This is a genomic window from Polaribacter sp. AHE13PA (genome assembly GCF_019278505.1).
Taxonomy (GTDB): domain Bacteria; phylum Bacteroidota; class Bacteroidia; order Flavobacteriales; family Flavobacteriaceae; genus Polaribacter.
In genome coordinates this window covers 3,993,098-4,011,612 of the sequence record NZ_CP058985.1, presented here as the reverse complement: position 1 = coordinate 4,011,612, position 18,515 = coordinate 3,993,098, and the positions used below count along the sequence as shown (strand labels likewise).

Annotated in this window: 15 protein-coding genes and 1 tRNA gene; 1 reads left to right on the top strand and 15 read right to left on the bottom strand. The window is 30.4% G+C overall.

Features of this window, described 5'->3' with window-relative positions:
* Positions 1-26: 26 nt before the first annotated feature.
* The 13 genes from H0I28_RS16925 to H0I28_RS16865 form a co-directional block, all read right to left on the bottom strand.
* Positions 27-746, bottom strand: coding sequence for a tRNA1(Val) (adenine(37)-N6)-methyltransferase (locus tag H0I28_RS16925; protein ID WP_218759875.1), 720 nt, complete (start codon positions 744-746; stop codon positions 27-29).
* Between the two features lie 141 nt (positions 747-887).
* Complete coding sequence (locus tag H0I28_RS16920; RefSeq protein WP_218752116.1) at positions 888-1,838, bottom strand: MBL fold metallo-hydrolase; 951 nt, start codon at positions 1,836-1,838, stop codon at positions 888-890.
* A 16-nt stretch (positions 1,839-1,854) separates the two neighbouring features.
* Complete coding sequence (locus H0I28_RS16915) at positions 1,855-2,403, bottom strand: RidA family protein (protein WP_218732566.1); 549 nt, start codon at positions 2,401-2,403, stop codon at positions 1,855-1,857.
* Between the two features lie 51 nt (positions 2,404-2,454).
* Positions 2,455-4,518, bottom strand: coding sequence for an amidohydrolase family protein (locus H0I28_RS16910; protein ID WP_218759874.1), 2,064 nt, complete (start codon positions 4,516-4,518; stop codon positions 2,455-2,457).
* Positions 4,519-4,560: 42 nt separating this feature from the next.
* Positions 4,561-5,682 (bottom strand): VCBS repeat-containing protein, encoded by a 1,122-nt coding sequence (locus H0I28_RS16905; protein WP_218759873.1) that lies wholly within the window; start codon positions 5,680-5,682, stop codon positions 4,561-4,563.
* A 79-nt stretch (positions 5,683-5,761) separates the two neighbouring features.
* A complete protein-coding gene (locus tag H0I28_RS16900; protein ID WP_218732563.1) occupies positions 5,762-6,916 on the bottom strand; it encodes a dipeptidase in 1,155 nt (384 codons plus the stop codon).
* A gap of 160 nt (positions 6,917-7,076) precedes the next feature.
* A complete protein-coding gene (locus tag H0I28_RS16895; protein ID WP_218759872.1) occupies positions 7,077-8,486 on the bottom strand; it encodes a RagB/SusD family nutrient uptake outer membrane protein in 1,410 nt (469 codons plus the stop codon).
* Between the two features lie 15 nt (positions 8,487-8,501).
* Positions 8,502-11,834, bottom strand: coding sequence for a TonB-dependent receptor (locus H0I28_RS16890; RefSeq protein WP_218759870.1), 3,333 nt, complete (start codon positions 11,832-11,834; stop codon positions 8,502-8,504).
* A 131-nt stretch (positions 11,835-11,965) separates the two neighbouring features.
* Positions 11,966-13,030, bottom strand: a complete 1,065-nt coding sequence (locus tag H0I28_RS16885) for a FecR family protein (RefSeq protein WP_218759868.1) — start codon at positions 13,028-13,030, stop codon at positions 11,966-11,968.
* 100 nt (positions 13,031-13,130) lie between these two features.
* Entirely contained in the window at positions 13,131-13,826 is a 696-nt protein-coding gene (locus H0I28_RS16880; protein WP_218759866.1) for an RNA polymerase sigma factor, read from the bottom strand.
* A gap of 303 nt (positions 13,827-14,129) precedes the next feature.
* Positions 14,130-14,216, bottom strand: a tRNA-Ser gene (locus tag H0I28_RS16875).
* A 5-nt stretch (positions 14,217-14,221) separates the two neighbouring features.
* On the bottom strand, positions 14,222-14,749 hold the full coding sequence (gene rimM / locus H0I28_RS16870; RefSeq protein ID WP_218732558.1) for a ribosome maturation factor RimM: 528 nt from the start codon (positions 14,747-14,749) through the stop codon (positions 14,222-14,224).
* Between the two features lie 19 nt (positions 14,750-14,768).
* The gene (locus H0I28_RS16865) at positions 14,769-15,305 is read right to left on the bottom strand and encodes a 30S ribosomal protein S16 (protein WP_218732557.1); all 537 of its coding nucleotides are present in this window, start codon (positions 15,303-15,305) and stop codon (positions 14,769-14,771) included.
* Between the two features lie 352 nt (positions 15,306-15,657).
* Between H0I28_RS16865 and H0I28_RS16860 the strand changes: the two genes are divergently transcribed.
* On the top strand, positions 15,658-16,287 hold the full coding sequence (locus H0I28_RS16860) for a Crp/Fnr family transcriptional regulator (RefSeq protein ID WP_218752111.1): 630 nt from the start codon (positions 15,658-15,660) through the stop codon (positions 16,285-16,287).
* A gap of 107 nt (positions 16,288-16,394) precedes the next feature.
* Here H0I28_RS16860 and H0I28_RS16855 read toward each other — a convergent pair whose 3' ends face one another.
* On the bottom strand, positions 16,395-17,429 hold the full coding sequence (locus H0I28_RS16855; protein WP_218759864.1) for an alkaline phosphatase D family protein: 1,035 nt from the start codon (positions 17,427-17,429) through the stop codon (positions 16,395-16,397).
* 13 nt (positions 17,430-17,442) lie between these two features.
* Positions 17,443-18,444 (bottom strand): endonuclease/exonuclease/phosphatase family protein, encoded by a 1,002-nt coding sequence (locus H0I28_RS16850; RefSeq protein ID WP_254712807.1) that lies wholly within the window; start codon positions 18,442-18,444, stop codon positions 17,443-17,445.
* Positions 18,445-18,515: the final 71 nt, after the last annotated feature.

The following is an 18,515-nucleotide window of genomic DNA, read 5'->3' as shown; positions in this document are numbered from 1 at the left end:
TTGCGACCTTAGCAGCGGTTAAAACACTACATCTTCAAATAAAAGTCCTTCGTTAAATTAATATAATCTTCGGTATATTGATGACGTGCAATTTCTATAACCAAGTTTTCTTCTTGTAACTCAGACTCATTAAAAGAAAACTCTAATAAACACCTTTTAACTTCAGAAGTTTCATTTCCTTTAACCCTACAAATTCTATTCAAAAACAATTGATTTCCCCTTGCAAGATTGATAAAATTTTCTTCCTCCTTAAAAGGAATCACCACACAAAATTTCCCATTTTCAGATAATATTTTAGCCACTCCAATAATCAATTCTTCAAAAGAAAGAGAAGACGTAAAACGCGCTTTATTTCTAGCAGCATCTTCAGTTTCAAAATCATCCGTATAAAAGGGCGGATTAGAAACAATTAAATCATAGGTTTCCTCCTCTTCTGCAATTTCATCTGCAAATTCCGCAAAAGTAGCGTTGTAACAATACAAACGATCTCCCCAATCGGATTCTTCAAAATTAAATACGGTTTGCTCGTAGGCATTTTCATCTACCTCAACCGCGTCAATGGTCATAGCGTCTGAACGTTGTGCAATCATCAACGCTATTACGCCTGTTCCTGCCCCAATATCTAAAATAGTATCCGGATAATCAGCTACAGAACACCATGCACCTAATAAAACACCATCTGTACCAACTTTCATAGCCGTTTTATCTTGCTGAATGGTAAATTCTTTAAATTTGAATGGTTTCATGAGTGAAATTAAAATGGCGGTAAAAGTACTTTTTTTATCAGAAGGAAAAGAGCTATTTCAATTTAATGTTTAGAATAAATAACTTTTCTATCACTTAATATTAAAAAACGAATGATGGAAAAGCTATCTTTAATATTCTCTTTATTTTATAATTATTGTTTCTAAATGTACAGGAACAATCACTTTAGATTTTGGTGATGCGAATTTTACTTCTTCTAAAAATGGATTGATTTTTTTTTCTATAGCATCTTCTTGAGAAAATCCATAAGGCACTCTAAAATTATCCCAATGTGTTGGAATTACTATTTTAGGAAAGTTTGTTAACTGCATTAAACGCTCTGTATATTTATAAATTTCTAACCTAGAAAAATTAACTCCTGGTAAAATAATATCTGGTTTTAAACCTGCCACTTCTCTTTCTAAAAAGTTCATAGAACCCGCTGTTAATACTTTATGATTTTTAAAACGAATTAAAAACATTAACGATTTTCCTTCTATAAAATCTTCTAATTTTAACGGCAAGGCTAATTCCTCTTTATGTATTCTAGAATCGTAATAATGCTTATCACCTAAAGCCGAATGAATAGACGGAATTACCCTTACAGAAAACTCATCAAACTGATAGTCTTCTCCTCCTTTTACTCTAAGTAATTGTTTTTCTGGAACACCAGCTGCTTTTAAAATCATACAACTTGTTTCTGTTGCAATTACTGTTGCTCCTGTTTTTTTTGCGATGTAAGGAACGTCTGCCAAATGATCTAAATGTGAATGATGTACTAAAATATAATCTACTTTATTTGTAAGTACTTTGTTGATAGTTGCCGTATCTGATACATAAATATCTGTTGGATAATAATTTTTACGAGTATCATCTTTACTATTCGATGGGCTATCACCTAACTTTAATCTAGAAATATATGGATCGACTAAAATATTTAAATTGCCCTCTATCATTTCCCAACCTGCTCCTCCAAAATATTTTAATTTTAATTCTTGGGCTTTACTATTTTGAGTAAAACTTAAGATAAATATCAATAAGAAAAGTAACTTTACTATTGATTTTTGTTTTAATTTTCTGTAACTTATTTTCATATGTTGTTTTTTATAATTAATCATAAACTTCTACAATCAACTCAATTTCTACCGCTTGTGCACGTGGTAATGATGCCATACCAACGGCAGCTCTTGCATGTTTTCCTTTTTCTCCAAAAACATCTACCATTAAATCAGAAAAACCATTAATTACTTTTGGTTGTTCTACAAAATTAGGATCTGAATTTACCAAACCTAAAACCTTTACAATTCGTTTTACCTTATTTAAATCACCCAACATATGTTTTAAAACTGCTAGTTGATTTATTGCTGTTAATCTTGCTGCAGCATAACCTTGGTCAATTGTAATATCTTGTCCTAATTTCCCTGTAACTTCTGTTCCGTCTACATGTTTTGGACCTTTTCCTGCCAAGAAAATAAGATTCCCAGTTCTAACTCCGTTTACATAATTTGCAACAGGTTGTGGCGGACTTGGCAACACAATATTCAATTCTTTTAATTTTGCCTCTGGATTGTAATCTTTATCTGGCATTTCTTTTAGCTCTTGCTTAGCACAACCAATCATTAAAAGAGTAACAAAAAGTAACTTTATAATTTTACTCATAATTTTAATATTTAATTTCTTTTTTATTTTATAAAATTTTAAATCCTAAAATTATTCTGCCGGTTTAAAATCGGCTGCTTTCCATAACGGATTACTTTTATAATAATTCCCATTAGTAACTACTGCAGAAACAGTTCTTATGTTAGAAATATCTAACAAAGGGTTTTTGTCTAAAATAGCAATATCACCTTCTTTTCCTATTTCTAAAGTTCCTGTTTTATCCCCTAACCCCATTGCTGTTGCCGGTACAATTGTAGCTGTTTTTATAGCTTCTAACGGTGTCATTCCTCCGTATTTCTGATATGTTTCTAACTCTAAATACAAACCAAAAACGGGTACAATATTATCTGTCCCTGCAACAATTGGCACTCCTGCCTTATAAAATTGACCAAGAATTCCCATTGCTTTTATATAATCTGCTTTTGCAGTTTCTGCTCTTTTTGCAGATAAACCTGTTCTAAATCTTTTCCCTTCAAATAATTCATACGCTATCCTATCAGAAAATGGTTCTATGGCTTCTAAAACAGATCCTTTAGTCATTGCTCTTGCTACATCTAGAGCAATTGTTGGATCTAAAACTGTTTTATGCTTTAATAGATAAGCAATAGCTTCGTCTATTTGTTTCTGCGAAATATCATTTTCATTAATATAATAACTACCTAATTCCTTAACTGTTTTACCAGGAAATAATACCGTTAAAATTCTAGACCTATGACTTAACATATCCATTCCTGCATCAATAGCACCACGTGCGTTACCAATTTCTTTTGGCACATGACCTGTAATAGACATACCTCTTTTATGTCCTTCTTCTGCCAATACTTTTGTTAATTCTGAACTTACTGAAGAGTAAATTTTTATTTGTTTGTATCCGTTAGAAAAATATAAATCTGCTACTTTTTTTGCTTCTTCAACAGTTCTTGCTCTTATAACTCCGTTACCTTGTATTCCGGCTCCATCTGTCATACCTGCTAATAAAATATCTGGTCCAATTGCGCCTTCTTTTGCAATGGCATCTCTAAATGATGTTGCAAATTCTAGCTCATTTCCGTTATCACGAATTGTCGTAACACCACCTGCTAAATATGCTGGTGCCCAATCTACTTGATTAGAATGCGCATGCATATCCCACAAACCAGGAATTAATATTTTTCCTTTTACATCAATAACTTCTGCTCCTTCAGGAATTTCCACTTCAGAACGTTTTCCTATTTTAGAAATCGTTCCGTCTGTAATAATTAAAGTCATATCCTCTTTAGCAGTGTTGCTAAGTCCATCTACAATATTTCCACCAACAAATGCTTTTACTTTTGCTTGAGTACCTTTTAAATCTTTAGTGAATTTTGATAATGCAGCCATTTCTTCTTCTACATTTCCTTGTACAAAAAATGGTTTTGCTTCTTCGTAACCTTCTTTAATATATTCTCTAATTTGTGTATTTGCCTTAACAAGTGCCACTAAATTATTTACTTCATCTACCCAAATAGTTCTTCCTCCCCAATTAATACCTTCTACAACATATCTTTTTAAAGGTACTTTTTCACCTTTAATTTGTACGGTATCTTTTTGAATAAAATTCATAGTAATTCCTCCTCTTGGTAAAGTAGGAATACTTCCTGTACCGCCTTGTTTAAAATAATATTGATATAACATCATTTCTACACCTGCAGGAATATTACTATGAACTGGAAAAAAATCTCTATTTTCCTTTTTTACAAAATCTCTATTTTTTTCCCAAACAGAAATTCCATCAGCAGTTTTTTTAACTTCTAAATTAACAATTGTATCATTTTTTGTAATACGTCTATTTCTGTAAGAAGAAGGATTTAAATTTATATCTAAATGTAACTCTGCTTCTACTCCTGTAATTCTACCTCTTTCGTTTTCTCCTTGAAGTGATTTTACAATAATTGAATCTTTCGTTGATGTAATAGAATAGGTTTCTTTACCAATTAAAGATTGTCTTCTATATACCAAGAAAGCGCCTTTTTCGTTTATGTTTTCCCATTTTGATGGAGTACTTGTAGAACATCCTGTAACTAAAAGCAGCACACCTAATTTTAATAAGTAACCTGCCTGTTTCATTTTATGCTTTGATTTATTTTTATATATCATTTTATATTTTTTAAGAGTTATAAATATCAATCTTGATTAAAATCAAGGAAATTTTGGAGTGAATTTATTAAAGTAAAATTGATTTAATTCGCCTGAATTACTTTCTATAATATCTAGTTTTTTATCACCATTTAAATCAAACGTTAGAATATCATATGTACTAAATTTCTCGTCATTTAACTGAATTTTAGTCCAACTTGTGCCGTTATTAGAATTGATAAAAACATTATTTGGTGACCCTGTATTTCCTATAATAATATCTGTTTCTCCATCACCATTTAAATCGCCAATAGATAAAGAATATGATTTATCTGAACTTGCGTCAAAAACAATTTTACGATTATAAATCCCTGCTTTACTTCCAAAATAAATAACGTTAGGCTCACCAATATTTACAGTAATAATATCTTTGTAACCATCTTTATCAATATCTAAAACAGCTACAGATCTTGTAACATCATTACCTGTACCGTAAGCTATTTTTTTACTAAACTTTAAATTACCATCGTTTAGGTAGACGTAATTTGGTTGATCATCTCTATTTGCTAAAATCAAATCTAAATATCCATCACCATTCATATCAGCAACCTCAACATCTATGGTAGAATCTTTTTTGTTTCCGAAACCAATAACTTCTGTAAAAACACCTTTTCCGTTATTTAAACAAATTTCGTTTTCTCTACCTCTATTAGTAATCAATATATCTTTATCGCCATCGTTATCTAAATCTGCAACAACAATATTTCTAGTAGGTCTGTATTTACCTCCAAAAGATGCTCCTTTGATAAAATTTCCCTTTCCATCATTTATAAAAATAAAATTAGGAGCCATATCGTTACCAACAGCAATATCTAAATCTCCATCTCCATCAAAATCTGCAAGCTCTGTAGAATAACTCGTTTCTTGTTCTGTACCTAAGTTTTTAGAAACTGTAAAAATTCCGCGACCATTATTTATAAAGATTTTATTCTGTCCTGGCCAATGCCTACCATTAGCAATAACAACATCTAAATCGCCATCACTATCAATATCACCAATTCCCATAGAAGCTGTTCGTTCTTTATCAATTCCTAAAATGGTTCTACTATTATTAAAGAAATTTGATTTCTGAGCATGGATAGAAAGTACGCAACTATAAAACGCTGCAAATAAAATATATTTCATAATTTTAGTTATAATTAATTAGAATCTATTACTATAAATAAGCAACTATCTCTATTTATATAGACACAATATTTGTTAATTACGATTTTAAAGTGTCTTTAAAGTACCTTAACCAATTAAGTCCTAATATTTTTTCGATATCTCCTGTACTGTAACCTCTTTTATCTAAAATTTTAGCTACTTGTAAATAACGATCTGGCTTATCTAATTCCGGGATCCAAGGTGGCCATTGTACTTTATACGAAGGTTTAAATTTTGTTAACCTAGGTACATACCAGTTTTCTTTTGTTGCTCCTGTTGCTTGTAAACCTTGTATTGCAAAATCTGCAGCAACACCAACATGATCTATTCCTGCAATTTTAACAACATGATCTATATGATCTACATAAGTTTCTAAGGTTGTTTTTGTACCTAATTCTGGTCCAATCATATACCCCAAACAAATTACTCCCATAATACCACCTTTATCTGCCATGGCTTTTATTTGCGCATCGGTTTTAGATCTTGGATGATTTTTATACAAAGACTCACACATCGTGTGATTAAAACATGCTCCGGTTTTACTAAACTTAATTCCGTCGTTGGTTGTCTCTTTTCCGCAATGCGATAAATCAATCATAATACCAAGTTCGTTCATACGTTCTATGGCTTCAATTCCAAAATCTGATAAACCACAATCTGTACGCTCTGTACTTCCATCACCTAACAAATTTCTTTGATTATAGGTTAATTGAATCCAGCGTGTACCAGCATCATATAAAGTATCGAGGTTTTTTATAGATTTCTCCATCATTGTGGCATTTTGAAATCCGTATAAAACAGCTGTTTTATTTTCTTTTTTAGCTCTGATAAAATCTGCTGCACTTGTTGCTTTTATTAATACATCCGAATTATTTTTAATACGATTATCCCATTCTGTTATATTTTTTAAAGCTGATTTTAAATTTCCAGAAAGTAAAGAGGTACCAAAACCAGAGTATCCCGTTTTTGCTAAAGCATCAAAAGAATCTTTATTCCAACCTTTCGGAATAATAAGTCCATCAATAACCATTGCTTTTTTATACAACTCTTCAATTTTAGTGTCTTGAAGGTTTTTTATCAAATTATTAGATATTTTTTGATTCGGATTAATATCAACAGATTCTAATATTGATGCAAAAGTACTTGCTATCTGAGTAGGAAAAATTGTACCAATTGATAATAGTTTTATTAAATTTCTACGATTTTTTTCCAAAATATTTTATTTTTTATAATTGAATTTACATGAACAGAAAGACACCCCAAAACGCTAAGTATATAGAATTCTTGACTGTCATAAGTTAAAGACACACATTGAAAACAACTTTTACTTTTACCAATATGTGTCTTTAATATTTTGGGGGATAATCATATAATTAGTATCCTGGGTTTTGCTCTATATTAGGATTTACATCTGTTTCATCCTGTGGTATTGGCAATATATTGGTATCATCTGCATAAGAAATAAAACAAGCACTAGATGTACAATTTGTTCTTACAATATCTTTTTTTCTTCGCATTAAATCCCATAATCTTTGTCCTTCAAAACAAAGTTCTAATCTTCTTTCTAGAAAAATAGCGTCTATTAAATCATCTCCTGTACTCGTTGTACTTATTGCTGTAGGTAGCGCTCTCTTACGAATTACATCTAAATCTTCTTGAGCTCCAGTAATATCTGTACCTATTTGTGCTCTTGCTTCTGCTCTTATTAAATAAATTTCTGCAAGACGTACAACTTTTACATTATCATACCCCAAAACATGTGAGTATTTGTCTACTCTATAAGGCGCATAATCTCCTACTAAATTTTCATCTATTACAAAATTCTCCATTCTTACATCGTCTGCGTCATATAAAGAAACAACGTCGTTAGATGGTAAATAATCTCCGTAACCACCTGCTGCTGCAGAAATGTATAAACCAGCAATACCGTTACCTCCTACGTTGTCTGATTCTGTCATAGAAATTTCAAAAATCGATTCAGAAGTATTATCGTTATCCCATAATGTTGCGTAATTGTCATTATCAACCAAACTATAACCTGCATTAATTACATCGGTAGCCATTGCTTCTGCATTTGCCCAATCTTCTTTATACAAATAAACTCTAGACAATAAAGCTTTGACTGATATCGCTGATAATGTACTAGAATTTGAGCTTCTAGAAGTATCACTCATTAAAGATAAAGCCGTTGTCATATCTAAAATCACCTGATTATAAACCTCTTCTACAGTATTTCTTGATGGTTCTAATGTTGGGTCAAACTCTAGTATTAAAGGTACTCCCGCATGACTTGCATCTGATGTAAATGTATAGTGTTGCGCAAACAACTTTACCAAATCAAAATAGATTAAACCTCTTAAAGCGTGTGCTTCTCCTAAAATATGTTCTTTACTAGCTTGAGATGATGCTGTAACTTCTACATCAGAATTAATAATATTATTTAAGGCATTATTTGCAAAATACATTCCAGTCCATAAGGCATTTGCCTGACCATCAGATACGTTTTGAACGTGTTCTGCATAGTCTACAATTCTATTTGCTGATAAATTTTGCTTTACATCGTCAGACAAAACATCTGGAACCATAAACATGTATCTACCGTAATAATATGCTCCTTGAATTTCGTCATACACACCTGTAATAGAAGTTTCTAAATCCTCTAAATTTGTAATAGCATCTTCGTTTGCAACTGAAGATTGAGGTGTAAGTTCTAAAAATGATTCTGAACATGATAAGAAGAACCCTACCATAATCAATAGTAATATTTTATTATATTTTTTCATGAGTTTCTTTTTAAATTACAGTTTAATATCTAGTCCTACAGAAATAGTTTTCATCGCTGGCGTTAATCCATTATAGCTCCCGCTTATAGATTGTTCTGGATCTATGTATAAATCTTTATCTTTAGTAAACGTTAATAAGTTTGTACCTCTTGCGTATATTCTTGCAGAACTAAGGTGTAATAATGAAGCTACTTTTTCAGGAACATCATATGCTAGTGTTAAATCTTTTAAACGGATAAAACTACCATCGTACAACCATCTTGTAACATTACCTTGATTACTACCAGATTGTCCTCCCCATTGAAACTTAGGGAATAAAGCATCTGTTTTACCTTCTACCCACCTATTTTCGTAAACATATGTAGCAGTACTTCTTGGTGTTAATCTACCATCTCCTAAAGATCCTTTTGCTCTACTATCAAACAAATAATTACCAGAAGAATACATAAAACCAGCATTTAAGCTAAAGCCTTTGTAAGAAAAAGAAGTATTAAAACCACCGTAAAAATCTGGTGTTGCAGACTTACCTGATAAATAACGCTCTGCATCTCCAATATCATTTGTTATGGTAGTTTCACTAGCATCTGTAAAATATTGTACATCTCCGTTTGTTTGATCTACACCTGCCCAACCATACATATAAAAAGACTGAAAGTCTTGTCCTACTTGTCTTCTAAAAGCTCCGCTTGTATAATCTTCATCTAAATCTGTAATTTCATTTTTAATAAAAGTTGTATTAAAACCAACACTCCATCTAAAATCTTTATTACTAATAATGTCTGCATTTAAAGTAATTTCTAAACCTTTATTAGACATAGATCCAAAGTTTTGTGTTAATTCTGTAAACCCTGTTGTTGGAGAAATAGGAACATCTAAAATAAGATCTGAAGATTGTCTATCAAAATACTCTACAGTACCACTAATTTTACCAAAAAGACCAAAATCTAACCCAATATTAAAATTCTCTTGAGTTTCCCATGTAAGTTCTGGATTTGCAAGTTGTTGAGGAGTACCTCCGGGAGAGCCGTCATAATCATCACCATAACCATATAATCCTAAGGAAGCAAAATTACCAATAGCTGCATTACCTGTTAAACCATAAGATGTTCTTAATTTAAGAACATCGATAAAAGAAATATTATTAATAAATTTTTCTTTAAACATATTCCAACTTGCACCTACAGAATAAAATGTTCCGTATCTATTATCTGCACCAAATCTTGAAGATCCATCACGCCTTACACTACCTGAAAGATAAAATTTATGATCAAAATTATAGTTACCTCTTAAAAACATAGAGTTAAAAGTATACTCTGTTTTTGTACCAGAAACCGCATATTCTGCTGCTGCAGTACTTAGTGTTTTAACTACATCGTTAGGGAAATCTGAACCTGAAGCAGAAAATGATTCACGTATGGTTTGTTGCGCTTCATAACCTGCTAAAAAGTTAAAATTATGACTATCATTTAATGTTAAACTATAATCTAACGTTTGTGTACCTACCCATGTTTTGTTGGTAGTATTTGCTTCATAAGCATAACCATTTGTATCATATCCGGTTCCATAACGTCTGTTATAATAAGTAGATTCGTTAACGCTTAAAATATCAAAATTCCATTGAGATCTAAATATTAAATTCTTTATAGGAGTGACTGTAAATGCTAAATTATCAATAATTCTACTTGTTTTTGTTTCCCATAAATCGTCTCCACTCAAACTTCCTACAGGATTACTTCCTATTGGAAAATATGCTAAATGATCTGCATTGTATAAACCTTCCTCGTCATAAATAGGAATTAACGGAGATAGCTCTAAAGTACTCTTAAAGGGGTTGTTCCAAGAACCTGCATCTGGTGCAGTTGTAGATGTAATATTTGCAATTGATATGTTATTCGATATTGTTAAATATTTACTTGCTTTATATTCTAAATTAGTTCTACCACTAAATCTAGAAAAATCATATCCTATAATATAACTTCCTTGCTCCATAAAACCACCAGACATAAAGTATTTAACTTTATCGGTAGCTCCTCTTATACTTAAATCATAACTTTGTGTAACTCCAGTTCTTGTTATAGCGTCTAACCAGTTTGTATCTGTAGCTTCACCTGTTGAAGGATCGATTTGTTGTGTATAATAATTATCTAATTGTGTTTGAGCTTCTGCCTCTGTAAGTCCTAAATTTACATAACCTTCAATATATAATTCTTTATACTGAGCTGCATTTAAAGGTTTTAAAATATTTTTTGATGCTTGAGAATTAAACCCTGTTAATGTTTTTAATTCTATAGTTGCTTTACCTGTTTTTCCTTGTTTTGTAGTAATTAAAATAACACCATTTGCACCTCTAGATCCATAAATTGCTGTAGAAGCAGCATCTTTTAAGATACTAATACTCTCAATATCGTTTGGATTGATAGACGCCATTACATTAGAACTGGCTCCATCATTATCATTTGTAGACTGGCTACCTGCTTGAATAGGAATACCATCTATAACATATAAAGGCTCACTAGATGCATTAATAGATCCAATACCTCTAATTCTAATTTCTGTATTTGATCCTGGTGCTCCATCAAGAGCACTTGCTTGTATACCTGCTACTCCACCTCTTAGAGATTGCTCAAAAGAAGATGTTGGCGCCTGTTCTAATTCTGTTCCTTTCATTACTGCAACAGAACCCGTTAATTCTTCTTTTTTTAAAGAACCATAACCAACAATAACCACTTCTTCTAAAGAAGCAGTACTTTCTTCCATTTGAACATCTATAACCGTTTTATCTCCAACTGTTACAGTTTGTTTTATCATACCTATATAAGAAAACTCTAAAACAGCACCAGCTGGTACTTTAATAGAATATTTACCATCAAAATCTGTTTCAGTTCCTGTAGAGGTTCCTTTTACATGAACACTTACACCAGGCAAAGCAAAACCTTCAGATTCTACAACTAAACCATTAACCACCCTTTCTTGTTTTACTTGATTATTAGCTAAAGAAATAGTTGGTTTTTGTTTTGTTTTTTTGACAATAACTTGCTTTCCATCAACCCTATAACTTAAATTGGTTTTTGAAAAAGCTTTATCTAAAATCTTAATAATATTCGCTTCATTAAGTTTTATTGATACTTTTTTATTTGTGTTTAAAACATCATCCTTATAAAAGAACATGTAATCACTTGACCCTTGAATTTCTTCAAAAAATTCTTCTATTGATATTCCTTTTACATCAATATTTATTTTCGTTTGTCCCATCAGCGGATTCATATTACCTGCTGTGATTCCCAAACTAATTAATAATAGAAATATTCTCATAAGTATTAAAATTCCTTTGCGTGAGTTTTTTTTCATATTTTTGTTTTGATTATTAAATTTTGCTGTTCTCTACAGCAATGTGATTAAAATAAGCCAGAAGATGTTGGCGCATCTTCTGGCCTTTTACTAATTCAAATAATAGTAGTTTACTTCATAATTTTTTTTGTTTAATTAATTATTATTTTACCTTCTTCTAAGGTATATTTCATATTTGTACTTGCACTAATATTTTTAACCACTTTATCTATGCTTTCGTTTAAATCTAAATATCCAGAAAACTTTTCTTTAGCTAAATTTTTATTTTTAATATCTACTTTTAAATTATAGTATCTAGAAATTCTATTCATAACATAACTCAAATCATTGTTTTTAAAGATTAAAACGCCATCTCTCCATGAGAAATAATTATTTACGTTTACTTTTTCTGATACAATACCCTTAGTTTCTTTATTATACGTTGCTTTTGTACCAGGTGTAATTTTAATTTTATCTGAATAATGATTTAATTTTGGATCATTATGATAACTAATTTGCACACTTCCGCTTTTTAAAACCGTATTAATTTCTCCTTCTTCCGGATAACTTGTTACTCCAAAAACAGTTCCTAAAACTTTAACCTCCTGCTCTTTAGACATTACAATAAAAGGATGTTTTTTATCATGAGCAACATCAAAAATAGCCTCTCCTTCTAAATACAACTCTCTTCTATCTCCATTAAAAACTACCGGATATATTAATTTAGAACCAGAATTTAACCAAACAATCGTTCCGTCTGAAAGATTTATTTTAGATCGTTTACCATAAGGTATAATAAGTGTATTGTATGCTACTTTACTATTTTTAGAGGTTTCTTGTTCTATTTCGGTATCTTCTCCTATTGTTAATTTTTTTCCTGATTTAGAATAATTTATATTACTATCCTTTTTTTCTATTTTTAAATTTTCTCCATTTCCTAAAACCAATACAACTTCATCCGTTTTATTAAAATCTACCAATTTTGATGTATTTACAAAATCTGTAATTGAGCTATTAGGTTCATTTTGATAACACAAAACAATACCTATCAAAAAAACTAAAGAAAAAGCAAGACTCATTACTAAACCTTTATTTCTTCTATTTCTTTTTCCATAGCTAAGATTATCAACAGAATTAAAAATTTTATTCTTTAAAGCCGTTTTTTCCAATTCTGTAATTGGTAAAATCTTAACTTTATTAGATTCATTAACTTTCATGATCTTTTTATATTCTTTATTATTAGTTTAAAAACTTTATTTGACTGCTATATTATTAATAGCATATTTTCAGTTTTTTATAGACGTTAAAATGTGTTTTTTATAAAAAATAAAAAGATAACTGTAGTAATAAAACACTGAAATTTAATTTTCTTAATACTTTAATTGCTCTATAAACAGACGTTCTGGCAGATTCAATAGAAACCTCCATAATTATAGAAATTTCTTCGTAAGATTTTTCTTGCTCAAATTTTAAACTCAAAACTTTTCTTTGACTATCACTTAAAGTTTTCATTGCACTTCTTAACCTTGAGTTTCTTTCGGAAATACCTTCTTCGGTTATAATGAGTTTCTCACAAGAATCTGAATGCTTTTTATTCATAGCATCAATTTCATAATCAAAATCATCTAAAGAAACAGAAGTGTTTTTTTTATGATACTTTTTATTAATTTTCCTTTTTAAAGATTTAAAAAGATAATACTTAACATTATCTGTTTTAGAAAGCTTGTTTTTGTATTTATATAAGTCTACAAATAAATCGTGGATACAGTCCATAACATAACCTCTATCTTTTGAATGATACATACCATAAGAAAATAATATATTTACGTATCTATTATAAAGCTCTTCTAAAGCTGTTTTTTTACCACTCTTTAATTCCTTCCAAATTAATGCATCCGTTTTTTCTACAGGAAAAATATTACTTTCACTTGTTTCTATTACTTGATTTATCGCAGATGTATTAAGATTGTTTTTTGCTACCAAAGCCAATGCTAATTCTCCATATTCTTGCATAAATTTTACTTTATTTTTTTACTTTATTAAAGTTATTGTAACAACAACACAATATATTAAGCAAACTATTTATCTTTCATAGACCAAATTATCATATAAATATCAAAAAAGATGATATAAAGAAAATAATTAAACAAAAATACCATTTCATTAAAAAATACATATATAAATTATCAAATTGAAACTCATTTTTTTATTCCGCCTAAATTATAAGTAGGTATATTATCTCTTTATAAAAACAAAAAAAAGTTCCATGTACTTAAACATAGAACCTTTAAAACGTAAGCTATAAATACTTTTCAGTAGAGAGGAAGGGATTCGAACCCTCGGTACCGTTACCAGTACACTACCTTTCCAAGGTAGCTCTTTCGACCACTCAGACACCTCTCTTTATTTTAAGACAAATACAAATCAATCAACCCCTCTGGAGTATCTACTTGAATTGTTTTGTTCTCTCTATCTACTTTTTTGATAAAATCATCTACCATCGGAATAAAAATCTCTGTTCCATTCCTGTCAATTTCAAAAAGCGGTTGCGCTGCTTTGTCGTTTATATGAACAATTTGCCCAACTTCTCCAAAATTAGCATCAACAACTGTAAAACCAATTACTTCATGATAGTAAAATTTGTCACCCGTTAATTCTGGCAACATTGTATTTGGTAAATAAACACCACATTTTAAGATAGAATCTGCTTCTTCATCAGAATAAACATCTTCAAACTGAACACGTAACTGATTTCCTTTGTGTAATGAACTTTTATCAATAAAAAATGGAACCAAGTTTGTGCCGAATTCGACATAAACTGATTCCATTTCTGTATACAACTCAGGCTCGTCGGTATCTAATTTGATAACAACTTCACCTTTAAAACTATATTTTGTAACGATTTTGCCTAAATAAAAACAATCTTCTTTACGCATCTTCGTAATAATTTATAATTTATTCTGCTGCTTTTGCTGCTGCATCATCAATAGTTTCTGGAGCCTCTTCAGCCTCAGCAACAACCTCTTCTGCTACTTCTTCAACAACTGGTTTAGCTGCTTCAATTCTTGCTTCATTTACTGCTTTTTCTGCTGCCAATGCTGCTGCTTTCGCCTCAGATTGTGCTTTAGATAAACCAGCTTCTTTATCAGAAATCTTAGTAGCTTTTGCTTCTACCCACGCTGCAAATTTTGCATCTGCTTGCTCTTGAGTTAAAGCACCTTTTCTTACACCACCAGCTAAATGATTCTTTAACATAGCACCTTTGTAAGATAAAATGTTTTTTGCAGTATCAGTTGGTTGTGCACCATTTTGTAACCAAGTTACAGCTAAATCTACATCTAAATCAATAATTGCAGGGTTAGCGTTAGGATTGTAAGTACCTATTTTTTCTAAGTATTTACCATCTCTTTTTGCACGAGCATCAGCGGCAACGATCCAATAGAATGGTTTCCCTTTTTTACCGTGTCTTTGTAATCTAATCTTTACAGACATAATTTGTTAATTTGTTAAGGTTCTCGACCTTTATTATTAAAAATCTCACTATCTCGTAGTAAGTGGGCGCAAAAGTACAAAACCTTTTTTAAACTAAAACGCTAAATATCAATATTTTTTAGGCCGTTACTACAAGGGATGGGCTTTCACTACTCGCTTCCCATAAAAAAATGTGAGAGAGCTCAAACATAGAGCCTGTCTTGAGCGTAGTCGAAAGGCTCTATCCTTAAAGCAGTACTCTATATCATTTATTAAAATTTATATTTCCAGAAAAAACTTAACATGTTAAATAATGATTGCTTAACATTCCTATTTAATTAAACATGTATTTTTATTTATTAAACCCTTTTATATGCTTACCATTAATAGACCAAATAATAACGGTTATGAAAATTTCGACCTATTTTCTGAAATAAATAATTCAAACATTCAATTCCATAAAGAACATATACTTGAAATAAACGTAAAAAAAAATGGATATATATATTTGCCACCAAATAAAGAAAATTACATATACGAAGTTATCCAAGGTGCGGTAAAACTTGGTGGATACTCAGACAATGGAGAAAGTTTTGTTTATGAAGTTTTACCTCACACAGAGTTTTTTGGCAACTTTAAATACCTTAATGGTCAGTTTCAAGAATATGCTAAAGCAATCGTAGATTGTAAAATTAGAGTATACAATTTAGATTTTTTTAAAGCAACTGTATTAACAAACCCTTTTCTTTCTAACTGGTTTATTTCTTACCTAGTAAAACGATGGTGTTCTGCAGAAGTAAAATTAAAAAACATTAAAGAAAAACATGTTAAAGAAAAAATAGCTTCTCTTCAAAATCATTATAATGTTACTATAGAGGATGCAAATGGTAAATCTTATATTTTATTTAATCTATTAACAAAACAGGATATGGGTGACCTAATCGGGGTCACCCGTCAAACTGTTGCTTCTATTATACAGAAAGAAAAGCAATTAATTTTTTAAAATTCCTAGAAACAAAGTAACATCATAGATTTCGTGTTCTACAAAAAAAGGCTAGTTATAAGGATTATATGCAAATAGCATATTACTTATAAGACCTTTATAAATTATTACAGAGGGTAAATTTGTTCTATTTTTTGTTGTAAAGTGGCATCTCCACGCATTTCCATCTGAACCTTTTTTTCATCAAAATTAATTTTTAACACCCCAAAACTTTTTGTAGAAATAACTTTACCTACTCTTGCCGGATTGTATTCTTTTGTAAAATTCTCACTTGCATGTGTCATTCCACTAGATGTAAAATCAATTAAAGGGTAAGTTAATCCGCTAACTTCTTCTTTAGAAAACTCAGATATATGACGATCTCCAGACAATAGAATAACGTTATTAGCTTTTGAAGATACGATTACATCCAGTAGTTTTTTACGTTCTAACGGAAAGTTTGCCCACTTTTCATAGGGATGTTTTTCTGCAATTACTTGTACACTACTTAAAATAATATTAAATTCTGCAGATGAATTAATCAACTCACTTTCTAACCAAGCCCATTGCTGCTCACCTAAAATAGTACGACTCTCTTGATCACCGTTTACACTTTTTTTGCTAATACTTGTTCTAAAATAACGAGTATCTAATAAAATAACTTTTACAGATCCTTTAGCTGTTTCTATAACTTCAGAATGATACACTCCTTCTCTTTTTCTTCTAGGAGAATTTTTATCAACTTCTAAAAAATCCAATAATAGTTCCTGACTTTTTTCTTTTTTAGGATATTCTAAACCTGCATCATTAGCTCCAAAATCATGATCATCCCAAGTTCCCAAAACCTTAGTTTCTTTTAAAAGGTTTACATATCCTTTTTGCTTTTTTTGAAGATTATAATCTGCTTCCATTTTATCCATATTCTCTGTGTCTGCATAAATAATATCTCCTCCCCACAACCATACATCTGGATTTAATTCCGCAATATCATCCCACAACAGATTCGTTTGATCTGGTTTATTACAAGAGCCAAAAGTAAGTACAAAATCTGCTGCTTTTTCTTTTGTTGACTGCTTAAAATAAGTTTTATCTTCACTTGATTTAGAAGTTGTTTTACATGATAAAACTGTAAAAAAAGCAAGTACTATAATAATTTTTTTCATTTTTTAAACTTTTTTATTTAATTATAAATGTTGTGGTTACTGGTAAATGATCACTAATTTCTCTCATTTTTTTAGGTACAAAAAGTTGGGGGACTTCCGCTGAATTTTCTTTATATTCTTTATACATATTGGTATTCATCAATATATAGTCTAATCTTCGTTTAGGATCATCAGAAGTATGTGTCATTACTGTTTCGGGTAATGGGTCTATAAACTTCTCTCTCTTTACTTTTTCATTTAAAAAAAGATTAATTTCTTCACTACCTTGTACACTATTAAAATCTCCTACTACTAAAATATTTTTGTTTTTGTCTTCTTTTAAGAATCGCTTATACTGCTGTTTCAGAAAATTAATCTGACCTTTTCTCATGGTTATATTTCGTTCTCCTCTACCTGCTTTTAAATGAACCCCGGTAAGTAAAAAATTATAATCTGAACTAGGATATACTTCTATAGACCACATTCTAGTATTTAAAGTGTTTTGTGTTTCTAATTGTCCTTCTTCATTTTTATACTCTAAAAGAGGTGTTGTTACATTTCCATAACCATAAATAATACCTAACGGAAATTTACTCATAACAACTACATTCATATACCAACCATGGCTAGGTACGTCTGCAAAATATACATACCCCATATTTTGCAAATTTTCATCAGCAATGCTTCTTAAAAATTTTGCACTTTCAAATTCTTGTAATACAACTACATCTGCATCTATTTTTTTTAAAGCAGTTACTAAATTGGCTACTTTATTATTCATTAAAGAATCGGGGCTATTTTCTCTTTTAGAATCGATATAAGGATCATCAAAAGAGTCTACAAAATGCTCTACGTTCCAAGAAAGGACTTTAAAACTTTCTTTTTTAGGGAAAATGTAATCAGAAGGAATTACTTCTCCGCTTTCTTTTGCTACATAACTTTTCTCAGAAAAAGAAGCATCCTTTTCTATTAAATTCTTAGAACCTCCACAACTTATTAAAATTAAGAAGACTAAAATATATATACTATTTTTCATAAATTATACTATTAAAAAAAAGGGTTTGACAGAGAAATATCAAACCCTAAAATAAAAACTAAACAAACTAT